The following is a 15,154-nucleotide window of genomic DNA, read 5'->3' on the forward strand; positions in this document are numbered from 1 at the left end:
GCCGCGTTCCTGTGATTTTACTGGCCTGCGGCAAATTCAAACAAACGTTTGTATTGGACCCGCCAAGTGGTGTAGATATAATGCGCGGCCAAGACAAAACGGTGTAGTCCGTCATTTGCCCAGCTACAGTTCCGCCGTTGCGTAGAACCGCTGCGAATGCCCCGCGCACCCATAAGACAAAGCAACAGCACGAGCCTTGATGAGTAGGAGAGAACCAGTGGAACGCGAATACATGGAATTCGACGTGGTCATCGTCGGCGCAGGCCCGGCGGGCCTGTCCGCCGCCTGCCGCCTGAAGCAGAAGGCCGCCGAAGCCGGTAGCGAAATCAGCGTCTGCGTGGTGGAAAAAGGCTCTGAAGTCGGCGCCCACATCCTCTCCGGCGCAGTGTTCGAACCTCGCGCCCTGAACGAGCTGTTCCCAGACTGGAAAGAGCTCGGCGCGCCGCTGAACACTGAAGTGAAGCGTGACGACATCTACGTGCTCAAGGATGCCGGCAGTTCGACCAAGGTGCCTGACCTGTTCGTGCCCAAGACCATGCACAACCAGGGCAACTACATCATCTCGCTGGGCAACCTGTGCCGCTGGCTGGCCCAGCAGGCCGAGAACCTGGGCGTGGAAGTCTACCCGGGCTTCGCCGCCCAGGAAGCGCTGTTCGATGAAAACGGCGTGGTGCGCGGCATTGTCACCGGTGACATGGGCGTCGACCGTGAAGGCAACCCGAAAGATGGCATGTACACCCCTGGCATGGAGCTGCGTGGCAAGTACACCCTGTTTGCCGAAGGTTGCCGTGGCCACATCGGCAAGCAGCTGATCAAGCGCTTCAACCTGGATAGCGAATCCGACGTCCAGCACTACGGCATCGGCCTGAAGGAAATCTGGGAAATCGACCCGGCCAAGCACGAGCAGGGCCTGGTGGTGCACACCGCCGGCTGGCCGCTGGATGTGATGGCCAAGGACAACACCGGTGGTTCGTTCCTCTATCACCTGGAAAACAACCAGGTGGTGGTCGGCCTGATCGTCGACCTGTCCTACGCCAACCCGTACCTGTCGCCGTTCGACGAGTTCCAGCGCCTGAAGCACCACCCGGTGATGGCGCAATACCTCGAAGGTGGCAAGCGCATCAGCTATGGTGCCCGTGCCATCTGCAAGGGCGGCTTCAACTCGCTGCCGAAGATGGTCTTCAACGGCGGCGCGCTGATCGGCTGTGACCTGGGCACCCTTAACTTCGCCAAGATCAAGGGCAGCCACACCGCGATGAAGTCCGGCATGCTGGCCGCCGAAGCGGTGGCCGACGCTCTGCTCGCCGGCAGCGAAGGCGGCGACCAGCTGAACGGCTACGTCAGCGCCTTCAAGGCCAGCTGGCTGTACGAAGAACTGTTCGCCAGCCGCAACTTCGGCCCGGCCATGCACAAGTTCGGCCCACTGCTGGGCGCAGCGTTCAACTATGTGGACCAGAACTGGTTCGGCGGCAAGCTGCCGTTCACCCTGCACGACACCAAGCCGGACTACGCCTGCCTCAAGCTGGCGGCCGAGTCGCAGAAGATCGATTACCCGAAACCGGACGGCAAGCTCAGCTTCGACAAGCTCAGCTCGGTATTCCTCTCCAGCACCAACCACGAAGAGGAACAACCCTGCCACCTGAAGCTTGCCGACCCGAACGTGCCGATCGCCAGCAACCTGCCGCTGTACGACGAGCCGGCCCAGCGCTACTGCCCGGCGGGCGTGTACGAAGTGGTCACCCAGGAAGACGGCAACAAGCGCTTCCAGATCAACGCGCAGAACTGCGTGCACTGCAAGACCTGCGACATCAAGGACCCGGCCCAGAACATCACCTGGGTCACCCCTGAAGGCGCTGGCGGGCCGAACTACCCGAACATGTAAGGCCCTGCCCTTGTAATAAAAAGCCCCCGGTTCTCACGAGCCGGGGGCTTTTTGTTTTACCTGTTCTGGCTGTATTGGCCCGTGTAGGAGCGCGTGAGCTGGAGGTCTGGCTCAGTCATTGCGAGCGATTCACCACGCCCGAAATACCAGGCGGTAAGCAGCCCCACGGTGCCCATGACCAGACAAAAGCCGACACACACCCAAGGGCTCCACGGCATCAGCGCAATCAGCGCCAGCGGTGTGGTGCTGGCCCAAAGTGCGTAGGCCACGTTGTAGGTGAAGGAAATGCCCGACACGCGAATCTCGGCCGGGAACAACCCGACCATCACTGACGGCACCACCCCCACCACACCGCAGCTCAACCCCGCCAGCGCATAGGCCAGCCAGGTCATGCCCCACTGCCCCACCAGGCTGGCATACAACGCACCGATGCCCACCGGCAGCAACAGGCTGTAGAGCATCAGCGCCCGCCAGGCGCCTACGCGGTCGACCAACAGCCCTGCCAGCACGCAGCCGATGTTGAGAAAGACGATACCCACGCTGCTCAAGGCAAAAGTGTGCCCGGCACTCATGCCGAAGCGCTGCTGCATCACTGTCGGGGTGATCACCACCAGCACCACCACGGCGGAGGTCAGCACACAGGTCAGCAGCGCCGCCGGGATCAACGCCCGGCGGTGTTCGCCCAGCACCCGCCGCAGCGGGAAGCTCACCGGCTGCTGCTGGCGCGCGCGCAGGGCAAGAAATACCGGTGTTTCGCTGAGCCAACGACGCAGCCACACACCAATCACGCCGAATACCCCGCCGAGCAGGAACGGATAGCGCCAGGCGTAGTCGAGGATTTCCTGGGGGGTGAACAGCTGTGCCAGCAAGGTCGCGGTCAACGCCCCCAGCAGGTAGCCGAAGGTCAGCCCGGCCTGCAGGAAGCCCAAGGCGTAACCGCGGCGCCCGGCTGGCGCGTGCTCGGCGACGAAGGTCCAGGCGCTCGGCACCTCGCCGCCCACCGCCGCGCCCTGCAGGATGCGCAGGGCCAGCAGGATCAGCGGCGCGGCATAGCCGATGTCGGCGTAAGTCGGCATCACCCCGATCAACAGGCACGGCAGGGCCATCATCAGGATACTCAGGCTGAAGACCCGCTTGCGCCCCAGGTGGTCGGCGAAATGCGCCATCAGGATGCCACCCAGCGGCCGCGCCAGGTAGCCAGTGACGAAGATTCCGAAGCTTTGCAGCAGGCGCAGCCATTCGGGCATCTCGGGCGGGAAGAACAGCTGGCTGAGGGTCAGCGCAAAGAATACGAAGATGATGAAGTCGTAGATTTCCAGCGCGCCGCCCAACGCCGCCAGGCCCAGGGTCCGGTGGTCGCCGCGGCTGAACCGGGGCGGGCGAGCGGTATCGATGGCAGTCATGGCAGGGTCCGCAAATCGGCAAAGGGCAAGAGGATAGCAAATAGCTGCCCCCTTGCCCCGCCCGCTGCGGCTTTAGCGGCTGAACATGGTGTTGACGAAATTGGCCCTCGGCCGTGGCCGCGCCGTAGCAGCCGGCACGGTGCCCGGCAGCGGTGCCTTGCCGACCAGCAGCGGCGTATCGATGATCGCCATGAATGCCTCCAGAGCCTCGTTGTCGGGCACCTGGGGCAGGCTCAGGCTGACGGCCTGGCGCTCGGTCTGCGGCACCAATGGCACCTGCAACTGGGTAGAGTGATAAAGCAGGGCATGCTGGATCTGCGTGCTGACGCGACAGAAGCGCGCCAGATCGACCCCGGCATGGCTGGCCAGCTCGATATTGCCCAACAACAGGTGGAACGGCTGCAAGGCACTCAGCACCAGGCGCTGCAGCTCCTCGAAGCTGTCCACTGGCGCTATCCGGTAGTAACCCAGGCCGTTGAGCAGCCGCTCCAGCTGCAGGCGCTGGCAGGGGTGTGCGTCGGCGATGAGGATGCGCAGGGTCTTGTTGGCCATGGCGGGACCTGGGCAGTTGGGTAATGGGTAGGCTCCATGACCATACTGCGCCAGTAACGGCTGCTGCCAAGGCTACGCCTGGCTGGGGTCTTCTTTGATAGAAGTCGGGAAAGCCGCGGAAATCAAGTGATCGACTGACGGAATTTTCATCCGCATTCAACCCGGCGATCAGGATTCCCACTCGCGCATGCGCACCCGGCAGTGCTTCATGGCATTGACGATGTGCTTTTCCACCAGGCTGCGGGAAATCCCCAGGTGCTCGGCAATCTGCTGGTGTGACAGACCTTCCAGCTTGCGCAGCAGGAAACAGTCGCGGCAGACCTTGCTCAGCTCACCCAGAGCGCGCTGCATCAGCGCCAGCCGCTGGTCGAACTGCATGTCGTAAGTCGGCGCCGGGGTGTGCCAGCGCTCGTCGCTGTCCAGCACCTCCAGCGGCTCGGCCTGACGTACCTGATGCCGCCGATGGCGGTCGACCACGAGGTTGAGCGCGGTGCGGTAAAGGAAGGCACGCGGGTGCTCGATGCGCTCGGCGTCGGTGCGTTCCAGCACCCGCAGGTAGGCATCGTGCGCCACATCTTCGGCGGCCTGCCGACTGCCCAGGCGCGCGGAAAGGAAGCCCACCAGTTCGCGATAGTAATGTTCCACGACGTTACCTGAGATCGTCCTGCCAGCCTATGCCAGAAAGCCCTTTCAGGCAGCAACGCGGGACCGAGTGATGTCAGCGTGCGATCTTACAAATTATAATTATTCTCAGCAACAAGGGCCAAGGCATACACAATCCCTATAGGAGCGGCCTTGTGTCGCGAAAGGGCCGCAAAGCGGCCCCGGCAATCTGCAGTGATGCGAATATCCTGGGGGCGCTTCGCCCCCCTTTCGCGACACAAGGCCGCTCCTACACAGATCGCACCAAATTCACTGCGCTAAATCCCCCCCTGCCGCTTTCGTCTATCTGGCACCCCCTCGGCTGGATGTCTGCATGAGACCTTTAACCAACACCCGTCGCCGGCTCCTGCTCACCGGCCTGGGCCTGCTCGGCCTGGGCAGCCTGCTGGCCTGGAAGGCCCTGCCCTACGGCGCACAGCCGCTCAGCACGGTTGCCGTGACCCGCGCCGACATCGAAAGCAGCGTCACCGCGCTGGGCACCCTGCAACCAAGGCGCTACGTGGACGTCGGTGCCCAGGCGTCGGGGCAGATCCACACCCTGCATGTGGAGGTCGGCGACACAGTGCGCAAAGGCCAGCTGCTGGTCGAGATCGACCCTTCGACCCAGCAGGCCCGGCTGGATGCCGGCCGCTACTCGATCGACAACCTCAAGGCCCAACTGGCCGAACAACGTGCGCAGTTCCAACTGGCCCGGCAGCAGCTCAAACGCCAACAGGACCTGGCCGCCGCCGGCGCCACCCGCGACGAGGATGTGCAAACGGCCGCCGCACAGCTGAAAGTCACCCAGGCACGTATCGACATGTTCCAGGCGCAGATCCGCCAGGCCCAGGCCAGCCTGCGTAGTGACGAGGCCGAGCTGGGCTACACGCGCATCTACGCGCCGATGGACGGCACGGTAGTGGCGGTGGATGCCCGTGAGGGGCAAACCCTCAACGCCCAACAGCAAACCCCGTTGATCCTGCGCATCGCCAAGCTCTCGCCGATGACCGTGTGGGCCCAGGTGTCGGAGGCCGACATCGGCAAGGTCACGCCGGGCATGACCGCCTACTTCACCACCCTGGCCGGCGGCAAACGCCGCTGGACCAGTACCGTTCGGCAAGTGCTGCCGATCCCGCCCAAGCCACTGGAGCAGGCCAGCCAGGGCGGCGGCAGCCCGGCCAGCGTCAGCAATGGCAGTGCCGGCAGCCAGGTGGTGCAGTACAGCGTGCTGCTGGATGTCGACAACCCAGACGGAGCACTGATGGCCGAGATGACCACGCAGGTGTTCTTTGTCGCCGGCAAAGCCAGCCAGGTGCTGACCGTACCACTGGCCGCGCTGGACGACGGCGATGGCCTGCGCCTGGCGCATGTGCTGACCGCCGACGGCAAGGTGGAACAGCGCCAGGTGCGCACCGGCCTCAGCGACCGCCTGCGGGTGCAGGTGCTGGACGGCCTCAACGAAGGCGAACGCCTGGTGATCGGCGCTCCTGGCGTCAGCGGAGGTTGAATGAGCACACCCCTGATCGAACTGGTCGACATCCGTAAATCCTACGGCGGCGTCGAAACGCCCAAGGTCGATATCCTCCATGGCATCAGCTTGCGCATCCATCCCGGCGAGTTCGTCGCCATCGTCGGCGCCTCCGGCTCCGGCAAGTCGACCTTGATGAACATCCTCGGCTGCCTCGACCGCCCCACGTCCGGCAGCTATCGCTTCGCCGGCAAGGATGTGGCAGAGCTGGGCAGCGACGAACTGGCCTGGCTGCGCCGCGAAGCGTTTGGCTTCGTGTTCCAGGGCTACCACCTGATCCCCTCGGGCTCGGCCCAGGAAAACGTCGAAATGCCGGCCATCTATGCCGGCGTCGCCGCCGACGAACGCCACGCCCGTGCCAGCGCCCTGCTCGGCCGCCTGGGCCTGGCCAGCCGCACCGGCAACCGCCCGCACCAGTTGTCTGGCGGCCAGCAGCAACGGGTGTCGATTGCCCGGGCGTTGATGAACGGCGGCCATATCATCCTCGCCGACGAACCCACCGGCGCCCTCGACAGCCACAGCGGCACCGAAGTGATGGCGTTGCTCGACGAACTGGCCAGCCAGGGCCACGTGATCATCCTGATCACCCATGACCGCAACGTCGCGGCGCGGGCGCAGCGCGTGATCGAAATCAGTGACGGGTTGATCATCAGCGATTCGGCCGCCGAAACGCCCACGGTCGACAATGGCCGCGGGCTGCAGGCCGACCAGCTGCGCCAGCGCCTGGACCGTGGCGCGACCTTGCACGGCGCGTGGAAAGGCGAACTGCTCGAAGCCCTGCAGGCGGCCTGGCGGGTGATGTGGGTCAACCGCTTCCGCACCGCCCTGACCCTGCTGGGCATCGTCATCGGCGTGGCCTCGGTGGTGGTGATGCTGGCGGTGGGCGAAGGCAGCAAGCGCCAGGTCATGGCGCAGATGGCAGCCTTCGGCTCGAACATCCTCTACCTCAACGGCAAGCCGGCAAGCCTGGGCGAGCAGGCCGGCACCATCACCCTCGACGATGTCGCCGCCATCGGCCAACTTCCGCAGGTCAAGCACGTGATGCCGGTGATTGGCGAAAAGATGATGGTGCGCCACGGCAACAACAGCCAGCGGTTCTACGTGGGTGGCAACAACACCGGGTTCCCCGAGATCTTCAACTGGCCGGCGGTGCAAGGCAGCTTCTACACCGATACCGATGAAGCCAACGCTGCCGCGGTGGCGGTAATCGGCCAGAAAGTGCGGGAAAAGATGCTCGACCCTGGGCGCGCCCCCTTGGGGCAGTACCTGCTGATTGGCAATGTGCCGTTCCAGGTGGTCGGTATCCTGGCCGGCAAGGGCGCCAGCTCTGGCGACCAGGACAGCGACGGGCGCATCGTGGTGCCCTATTCCGCTGCAGCCATCCGCCTGTTCGGCCAGCGCGACCCGGACTACATCGCTGTTGCTGCCCTCGACTCCACGCGGGTCAACGAAGCCGAAGCGGCCATCGACAAGCTGCTGCGCCAGCGCCACAACGGCCGCCAGGACTTCGAGCTGACCAATGACGCGGCGCTGATCCAGGCCGAGGCGCGCACGCAGAACAGCCTGTCGCTGATGCTGGGGGCGATCGCGGCGATTTCGCTGCTGGTGGGCGGCATCGGCGTGATGAACATCATGTTGATGACCGTGCGCGAGCGCACCCGTGAAATCGGCATTCGCATGGCCACCGGCGCGCGCCAACGCGACATTCTGCGGCAATTCCTCAGCGAGGCGGTGATGCTGTCGATGGTCGGCGGCCTGGCCGGCATCGTCCTGGCCCTGGCCATTGGTGGTGGCCTGATGCTGGCCGAAGTGGCAGTGGCCTTTGCCCTGCCCGCCATGCTCGGCGCCTTCGCCTGCGCCGTCGTTACCGGCATCGTGTTCGGCTTCATGCCAGCGCGCAAAGCCGCCCGCCTCGACCCGGTCAAAGCCCTTACCAGCGAATAACCCATGACTCTGCCTAGCCGCATCAGCCTGTTGACCTTATGCATATGCCTCGCCGCTTGCAGCACGCCGCCAACACCCGCCAGCGGCATCGCCGCGCCAGCCGCCTGGCAAGGCGAGGCCGCATCACCCTCGGCACAACTGCCAACGACACAGTGGTGGCAAGCCTTCGCCAGCCGCGAACTCGACCGCCTGGTGCAGCACGCCCTGCACAATGCCCACGACCTGGCTGCCGCCACGGCGCGGGTACGCCAGGCCCAGGCCCGCGCCGTCATTGCTGGCGCGCCGCTGCTGCCGGAGCTGAAGCTGGGCCTGGACGGTAGCCGCCAACGCCTGCTGCACGGCGACGGCTACGACCAGCTGGATGTCAGCCGCAGCGAACCCACCAGCACCTCGTTCGGTATGCAGCTCAGCGCCAGCTACGAAATCGACTTCTGGGGCGGCCTGCGGGCGACCCGCGAAAGTGCACTGCGCAGCCTGGATGCCAGCCGCTTCGACCGCCAGACCGTGGAGCTGACCCTGGTCAGCGCGGTGGCTGACAGTTACCTGCAGGGGCTGGCCCTGCAGGAGCAGTTGCGCATTGCCCGCCTCAACCTGCGCAACGCCCAGGACGTGCTGGGCCTGGTCGAAGCACGCCAGCGCAGCGGTTCCGCCACGCGCCTGGAACTAGCCCAGCAGCGCAGCCTGGTGGCCGCGCAGCAACGCCAACTGCCGTTACTGGAACAGAAGTGGCAAGACAGCCGGGTCACCCTGGCGACCCTGCTCGGCGACCCGGTGCAATCGCTACCTGCCAGCCAGGACGCGATCAACACCCTGCAATGGCCCGCCATTGGCAGCGGCGTGCCCAGCGAACTGCTCACCCGCCGCCCGGACATTGCCGCGGCAGAAGCACGGCTGGCCGCCGCCAGCGCCAACGTGCAGGTCGCCCGCGCCGCCATGCTGCCCAAGCTCACCCTCGGGGCCAACCTGGGGGCTGGCGCCAATACCTTTGCCCATTTGTTCGACAGCTCCTACTACACCCTTACCAGCGGCCTGGTCGCGCCGATCTTCAACAACGGCCGGCTGCGTGCCGCGCGTGAACTGGCCGAAGCTGAACAGATGGAGTTGCTGGAGACCTACCGCAGCAGCATCCTGGCCGCTTTTGCCGATGTCGAGAAAGCCCTCAATGCGATCCGGGGCGTGGACCACCAGCGGCAATGGCAGGATGAAGAGGTGACGCAGGCGCGGCTGGCGTTCGACCTGGCGCAGCAGCGTTATGGCGCGGGCGCGGAGACGTTGTTGAGCGTGCTGGAGACCCAGCGCACCTTGTATGCGGCGCAGGACCAACAGGCACAACTGCGCTTGGCCCGGTTGCAGGGCAGCGTGGCGTTGTACAAGGCATTGGGGGGTGGGTGGGTGGTCAGCCATTAGGGGCGCCTGTACCGGCCCTATCGCCGGCAAGCCAGCTCCCACAGGTTCTGCGCCGGGTTCAAGACATGCACTGCACCTGTGGGAGCTGGCTTGCCGGCGATAGGGCCAACGCAGGCAGCGACTAGTTCCGCACCTTCAGGTTGCGCGCATACCACGGCCGCTGCGGTACCTTGGGCCGCAGCTTGTCGAGCAGGTCGTCATCGCTGTAGATGATGCGCAACGCCAGCTTCATGGTCTCGGGGTCCATCTCTACACTGCGCCCGGGGCGCAAGCCCGGCACCGTCGAGCAACCGTGGGTATCCGGCCCCAGCCACGGGTCGGCCACCTCCACCCAGCGACCTGGCGCAAACCATGGCACGCCATTGACTTCCAGGCGCCGCACCTCGCCCGGATGCAGCCGCTCATGGGCATGGAACCAGTCCTCGATGCGGTCGTCGATCCAGCCATGAAAGTGCCAGAACACCGGGTTCACATGGGATGAAAACGGATCACCGAGAAAATCGTTCTGTTCTGCAAACCAGCGTTCGGCAAAATCATCCGGCGTGCGCGCCGTCGGCACCGGCATGCCGTTGGAGGGGTCGCGCGGCACCGATGCCCAGCGCATGTGCAGCCAGTCGTGCAGGCCCAGTTCCACTTCCGAACCGAACTGGCCCAGGGTCAAGGTGCTCAGGTACTCCGGGTCGGTGTAGCGTGATTCCCAGACCTGGAAGTTGCCATGGAAGGTATCCGGTGTCTTGATGTCGCGTACCCACTGGGTGTATTCCGCATCACCGCTGGCCAGCCAGGTGGGCGGCAGGGCATTGCCGTCATGGTTGTCGAAGTAGCGGGCGAAGCCGGCCCGGTCGCGTTCCAGTTCCGGCTGCGGCAACGGGAAGCGCGTCCATGACGGCAAGTCCTGCAAGGCGCGGGCACTGCCAAGCATGTGCCGATGCATGAAGAAAAAATCCTCGCCGGAGCCGTTGCGGTCCTTGTGCCGGCCCCGCGCGTCACGCTCGCGGTCACGCGGCCCGGGCTGCCAGCCCAGGCCACGCAGGGCGCCCTGCTTGTCCTTGCTCAGTTTGTGCCATTTGTCCCGCGACGAGTGCCACAGCTGGTGGAACAGGCGATGCTCCGGGGCGGTCAGCCAGGCCAGCAGTTGCGGGTTCAGCGGGATACGCTCGCGCGCCTCGGGGAAGCTGCGCTTCAAGGCCAGGAACTGGTTGTCCTCCACGGGCAATGTCAGCGCGCGGTCCAGGCGTGCAATGCGCCCGCTGAGGGTGGCCGGCCCGGCGTTGCCGAACCGGCCCCAGACCTCGTCGAGCACGATGTGGCACTCATAGCGGGCCTGGGCCGAAAACAGGCGCCAGCGCAGGGTGCCCGGCTTGTCCGCCAACAGGTCGCCTACCACGCGGTAGCGCGGCTCTTCCTGCCCGCGCAGGCGCTCGGGGGTATCCAGGTAACCGCGCAAGGCCCGCCCGCTGGTCGTCACATCCAGGAACAGCTCCAGTTCACCCGTGGGTAGACCGTCCAGCCCCGCATCCCTGCCCTGCAGGGTCCAGCGCCAGATGCCGCGCAGTGTATCGCCCAGCTGCTGCAGGCGGGTATCGGCCAACTCGACGACGGCCTCGCCAGGGGTTTCCGGGAATTCCTCGGCGGCACGCTGGCGCTGCATATACAGCGCCCCCAGCGCACCGGGCACCACCACACCCGTCAATGCCACACCGGCGATGAAACCGCGTCGGGAAATCGTCATTGCATACCTGTGCATTCATTGCGGCCATGGAGCACGGCCCGTCCAAGGCTAGAACGTTGCACGGCAGGCGAAATTTAGCGGCGTTCAGGGAGCATACGCGGCTAAATTTCCCGGGTGCGCGCTCGTTCACTGCAGGTAGCGGCGGCCTCTGTGCCCATCCCTCGACGGTGAACCTATTGAGACCAAGATGACGACTCCACGCTGGAAGAAAGCCCTGTTTATCAGCCTGGCCGCGGCGGTTGCCGCTGGCGCCGGGTTTGCCGCCTGGCACTACTTCGCCACACCCGCCGGCTACTCCAGGGAGGTGACCCGCCAGGCCAACGACCTGCAGGAACGCATCATCTCGTTCGACAGCCATGTCACCCTGCCGCTGACCTTCGGCACCGAAGGCAGCGAAGCCGACAGGGATGGCAATGGCCGCTTCGACCTGGCCAAGGCCGCACGCGGGCGCTTGTCCGGCGCGGCCCTGACCATCTTCGCCTGGCCGGAATCCTGGACCGGTGACGGTGGCCCGCACCGCCCCACCCCAGGCTTCGTCGAAGCCGCCCGCCACACCCAGGAGGTGCGCTACAACGCCATCACCGCCATGGTCCGCGACTTCCCGCTGCAGGTGGGTATCGCCTATACCCCGCAAGACATGCGGCGCCTGCACGGCGAAGGCAAATTCGCGGTGTTCCTCAGCATGCTCAATGCCTATGCCCTGGGCGATGACATAGACCAACTCGACCGCTGGGCCGCGCGCGGCGTGCGCATGTTCGGCTTCAGCTACGTGGGCAACAACAGTTGGGCCGATTCCTCGCGCCCACTGCCGTTCTTCAATGACACCGCCGATGCCCTGGACGGCCTTTCGCCGCTCGGCAAGCGCGCCGTGCAGCGGCTGAACGACCTGGGCGTGATCATCGATGTGTCGCAAATGTCCAGCAAGGCCCTGGCCCAGGCCGTTGCCCTCAGCCGCGCGCCGGTGGTGGCTTCGCACTCGGCGCCACGGGCCATGGTCGATATCAGGCGCAACCTCTCCGACAAGGAGCTGCAGCTGATCAAGGACAGCGGCGGCGTGATCCAGCTGGTGGCCTTCTCCACCTATCTCAAGCCTTTGAGCAGCAAGACCCAGGACAAACTCAACGCCCTGCGCGCCCGCTACGACCTGCCGCCACTGGCCAACCTCGACTACGCACTGATGCCCGGTGACCCGGTGATCGCCGGCTGGCCCGAGCAGAAGGTCGGCCAGTACGCCAACGCGCTGTACGGCATTCTCGAGGAAGAACCGCCGGCCACGCTCAAGGACTATGGCGACGCCATCGACTACACCGTGCGCAAGGTCGGCATCGACCATGTCGGCCTGAGTTCGGACTTCAATGAAGGCGGCGGCATCGACGGTTGGCAGAACGCCAGTGAAGCACGCAACGTCACCGCCGAACTGATCAGCCGCGGCTACTCCGAAGCGGATATCGCCAAGCTCTGGGGCGGCAACTTCCTGCGGGTGTGGGAGCAGGTGCAGCGCGCCGCGCAACCTGTCGCCACCTCATCCCCCTGACCCTAGCGAGCCATTTGATGAACGATCGTCGCACCTTTCTCAAGCAGGCCGGCCTGCTTGCGGCCGCCCTGCCCCTCACAGGCCCACTGCTGCCGGCCGCCCAAGCGGCAACTGCACCACCGGCGACCGCCAGCGACTGGGCCGCGTTTCGCAACCTGTTCGAGCTGGACCCAGCGTACGCGCACTTTGCCAACTTCCTGATCACCTCGCACCCACGGCCCGTGCGCGAAGCCATCGAGGCCCTGCGTGCGCGCTTCGACCACCACCCGGCCCGCATGGTCGACTGGGACAGCCAGTCGGAGTGGAAGCACGAAGCCGCCGTGCGTGAATGGGCAGCCCGCTACCTCGAAGTGACGCCCCGGCAAATCGCCCTGACCGGCAGCACCACCGAAGGCCTGGGGCTGATCTATGGCGGGCTGAAGATTGCCCCGGGGCAGGAAATTCTCACCACCGTGCACGAGCATTCGGCCGCCCGCCATACCATGGGTTTCCGCACCTCGCGCGATGGCACACCGGTCCACCGGTTGCGCCTGTTCGACGACCCCGCCAAGGTCACCAGCGACCAGGTACTGGCCACCATCGCGGCGGCCATCGGGCCTAAAACCCGAGTGCTGGGCATGACCTGGGTGCACTCGGGCAGTGGCGTGAAACTGCCCGTGGGCGAGATCGGCGCGCTGGTGCGCGAGGTCAATCGCCAGCGTGACGAGCAGGACCAGATCATCTACGTGATCGACGGTGTGCATGGCTTCGGCGTCGAAGACATGCGCTTTGCCGATCTCAACTGCGACTACTTCATCGCCGGCACGCACAAGTGGATGTTCGGGCCACGGGGTACCGGGATCATCTGCGCGGCGTCCAGCGAACTGAAGCAGCTGAACCCGACCATTGCGACGCTTTCCGAGAATGAGGACTTTGCCACGGTGATGACGCCCGGGGGTTACCACGCCTTCGAGCACCGCTGGGCATTGGGCAAGGCGTTCGAGCTACACCTGCAGCTGGGCAAGGCGGCGGTGCAGGCGCGGATTCATGGGCTTAATGGCTATCTCAGGCAGCGGCTTGAAGCGCTGCCGGGGATCGAGCTGGTGACACCGCGCAGCACGCAGTATTCGGCGGGGTTCACCTTCTTCCGGGTGACGGGGCAGGATGCTGACGAGGTGGCCCGGTACCTCAACAGCCAGCGCATCGTGGTGGATGCCGTGTCGCGGGATGTGGGGCCGGTGGTACGGACGGCGCCTGGGCTGTTGAATACCGAGGCGGAGATCGAGCGATTGGTCGATGCGTTGAAGAAGCACGTTCGCGGGTGAGGCCCGGGGGCCGCTTTGCGGCCCATCGCGACACAAGGCCGCTCCCACATGGTTCGGTGGGCGCAGTGCTTTTGTGGGAGCGGCCTTGTGTCGCGAAAGGGGCGCAACGCGCCCCCGGCGAGCTCAAGTCAGGATTGGCCATCGACCCGCTTCAACCACTCCCCGACATCCCGGTAAATCCCCTCCACCTGCCCCACGATCCCCGACATGCGCAAGAAGTCATGGGTCAGCCCCTCCACCCGGGCAAAGGTCACCGCCGTCCCGCCTGCCACCAGCCAGTCGCGATAGGCCATGCCCTCGTCATGCAACGGGTCATATTCGGCCACGAACAGGTAAGCCGGTGCCAAAGGCTGGCGCAGCGTCGACAGCAACGGCGACACCCGCCAGTCCAGGCGCTGCTCGCGCTGCGGCGCATAGTGCTGGTAGAACCACTCCAGGGTGGGCGTCTCCAGCAGGTAACCCTCGGCATGCTGGCGATGGGACTCACGCTGGCAGGAGATATCGGTCACCGGGTAAAACAGCAACTGTGCCAGCGGCTTGAACGCCAGCGCCTCGGGCTGCGCCACCGCCGTAATGGCCAGCACCGCCGCCAGGCTGGCGCCCACGCTGTCCCCTGCCAGCACCACCCGGCGATTGTCCAGGCCCAGCGAGGCCGCCTGCTCGGCCAGCCAGTTGGCCGCGTCCAGCGCATCGTGCAGGGCCATCGGGAACTGCTGCTCCGGTGCCAGCCGGTAGTCCGCCGCCAGCACCGCGAACTCGCCCAGGGCCGCCAGGCGACGGCACACCGAGTCATGCGAATCGAGGCTGCCGACCACATAGCCGCCGCCATGCAGGTACAGGATCACTGGCTGCAAGGCAGCCCCGGCATCGCCCCGGCGGTACAGACGAGCAGCCAGGCGGGCACCGTCGCGCGCGGTAACCTGCAACTCGCTGACCGTGACGTTGCCGGGCGGGCTCGGGTCGAGTACCTGCGAGCTGCCCTCGAACTCGGCACGGGCCTGGGCCACGTCCATTGCGTGCATGGGCAGGCTCCTGCCCGTCAGCCGGCCAAATTCGACCAGTTCCAGAAATGCCGCCAGATCAGGGTGCAGTGCCATGTGGGTTCCTTGGGTGAAATGTGACTCGAGCCTCCCTACGGGACGTAGCAGCATGCCGAAAAATTACCCGTCCACACGGCTAAATCGTTGGTGCGAGCACTCGTTATCCCTGCACAACGAAAGACCGCC

General features: G+C 65.5%; 11 protein-coding genes. 6 read left to right on the plus strand and 5 right to left on the minus strand.

Annotated elements, in window-relative coordinates; all coding sequences use genetic code 11:
* Positions 1-199: 199 nt before the first annotated feature.
* On the plus strand, positions 200-1,882 hold the full coding sequence (locus tag RIN61_RS03115) for an electron transfer flavoprotein-ubiquinone oxidoreductase (protein ID WP_112252993.1): 1,683 nt from the start codon (positions 200-202) through the stop codon (positions 1,880-1,882).
* Between the two features lie 56 nt (positions 1,883-1,938).
* Here the strand turns inward: RIN61_RS03115 and RIN61_RS03120 are convergent, their stop codons facing one another.
* The 3 genes from RIN61_RS03120 to RIN61_RS03130 form a co-directional block, all read right to left on the minus strand.
* On the minus strand, positions 1,939-3,285 hold the full coding sequence (locus RIN61_RS03120) for an MFS transporter (RefSeq protein WP_112252994.1): 1,347 nt from the start codon (positions 3,283-3,285) through the stop codon (positions 1,939-1,941).
* Between the two features lie 72 nt (positions 3,286-3,357).
* Positions 3,358-3,837, minus strand: a complete 480-nt coding sequence (locus tag RIN61_RS03125; protein WP_112252995.1) for a histidine kinase — start codon at positions 3,835-3,837, stop codon at positions 3,358-3,360.
* 168 nt (positions 3,838-4,005) lie between these two features.
* Entirely contained in the window at positions 4,006-4,482 is a 477-nt protein-coding gene (locus RIN61_RS03130) for a sigma-70 family RNA polymerase sigma factor (protein ID WP_112252996.1), read from the minus strand.
* A 331-nt stretch (positions 4,483-4,813) separates the two neighbouring features.
* Between RIN61_RS03130 and RIN61_RS03135 the strand changes: the two genes are divergently transcribed.
* The 3 genes from RIN61_RS03135 to RIN61_RS03145 are packed head-to-tail and all read left to right on the plus strand — an operon-like array spanning position 4,814 to position 9,358.
* Positions 4,814-5,986: an efflux RND transporter periplasmic adaptor subunit gene (locus RIN61_RS03135; protein WP_112252997.1), complete on the plus strand. Its 1,173-nt coding sequence runs from the start codon at positions 4,814-4,816 to the stop codon at positions 5,984-5,986.
* The gene (locus RIN61_RS03140; protein ID WP_207878622.1) at positions 5,987-7,951 is read left to right on the plus strand and encodes a MacB family efflux pump subunit; all 1,965 of its coding nucleotides are present in this window, start codon (positions 5,987-5,989) and stop codon (positions 7,949-7,951) included.
* Positions 7,952-7,954: 3 nt separating this feature from the next.
* Entirely contained in the window at positions 7,955-9,358 is a 1,404-nt protein-coding gene (locus tag RIN61_RS03145; RefSeq protein WP_207878624.1) for an efflux transporter outer membrane subunit, read from the plus strand.
* Between the two features lie 121 nt (positions 9,359-9,479).
* Here RIN61_RS03145 and pvdP read toward each other — a convergent pair whose 3' ends face one another.
* On the minus strand, positions 9,480-11,090 hold the full coding sequence (pvdP, locus tag RIN61_RS03150) for a pyoverdine maturation tyrosinase PvdP (RefSeq protein ID WP_112253000.1): 1,611 nt from the start codon (positions 11,088-11,090) through the stop codon (positions 9,480-9,482).
* A gap of 187 nt (positions 11,091-11,277) precedes the next feature.
* On the opposite strand from pvdP, the gene pvdM reads away from it, so the two are divergent.
* Together pvdM and pvdN are read left to right on the plus strand one after the other, a co-directional pair.
* Positions 11,278-12,624 (plus strand): pyoverdine-tailoring dipeptidase-like protein PvdM, encoded by a 1,347-nt coding sequence (pvdM, locus tag RIN61_RS03155; RefSeq protein ID WP_112253001.1) that lies wholly within the window; start codon positions 11,278-11,280, stop codon positions 12,622-12,624.
* 17 nt (positions 12,625-12,641) lie between these two features.
* The gene (gene pvdN / locus RIN61_RS03160; protein ID WP_313855731.1) at positions 12,642-13,928 is read left to right on the plus strand and encodes a pyoverdine-tailoring periplasmic protein PvdN; all 1,287 of its coding nucleotides are present in this window, start codon (positions 12,642-12,644) and stop codon (positions 13,926-13,928) included.
* A gap of 128 nt (positions 13,929-14,056) precedes the next feature.
* Here pvdN and RIN61_RS03165 read toward each other — a convergent pair whose 3' ends face one another.
* Positions 14,057-15,025, minus strand: coding sequence for an alpha/beta hydrolase (locus tag RIN61_RS03165; RefSeq protein ID WP_313855733.1), 969 nt, complete (start codon positions 15,023-15,025; stop codon positions 14,057-14,059).
* Positions 15,026-15,154: the final 129 nt, after the last annotated feature.

It is taken from the genome of Pseudomonas inefficax, assembly GCF_032164165.1.
Lineage (GTDB): Bacteria > Pseudomonadota > Gammaproteobacteria > Pseudomonadales > Pseudomonadaceae > Aquipseudomonas > Aquipseudomonas inefficax.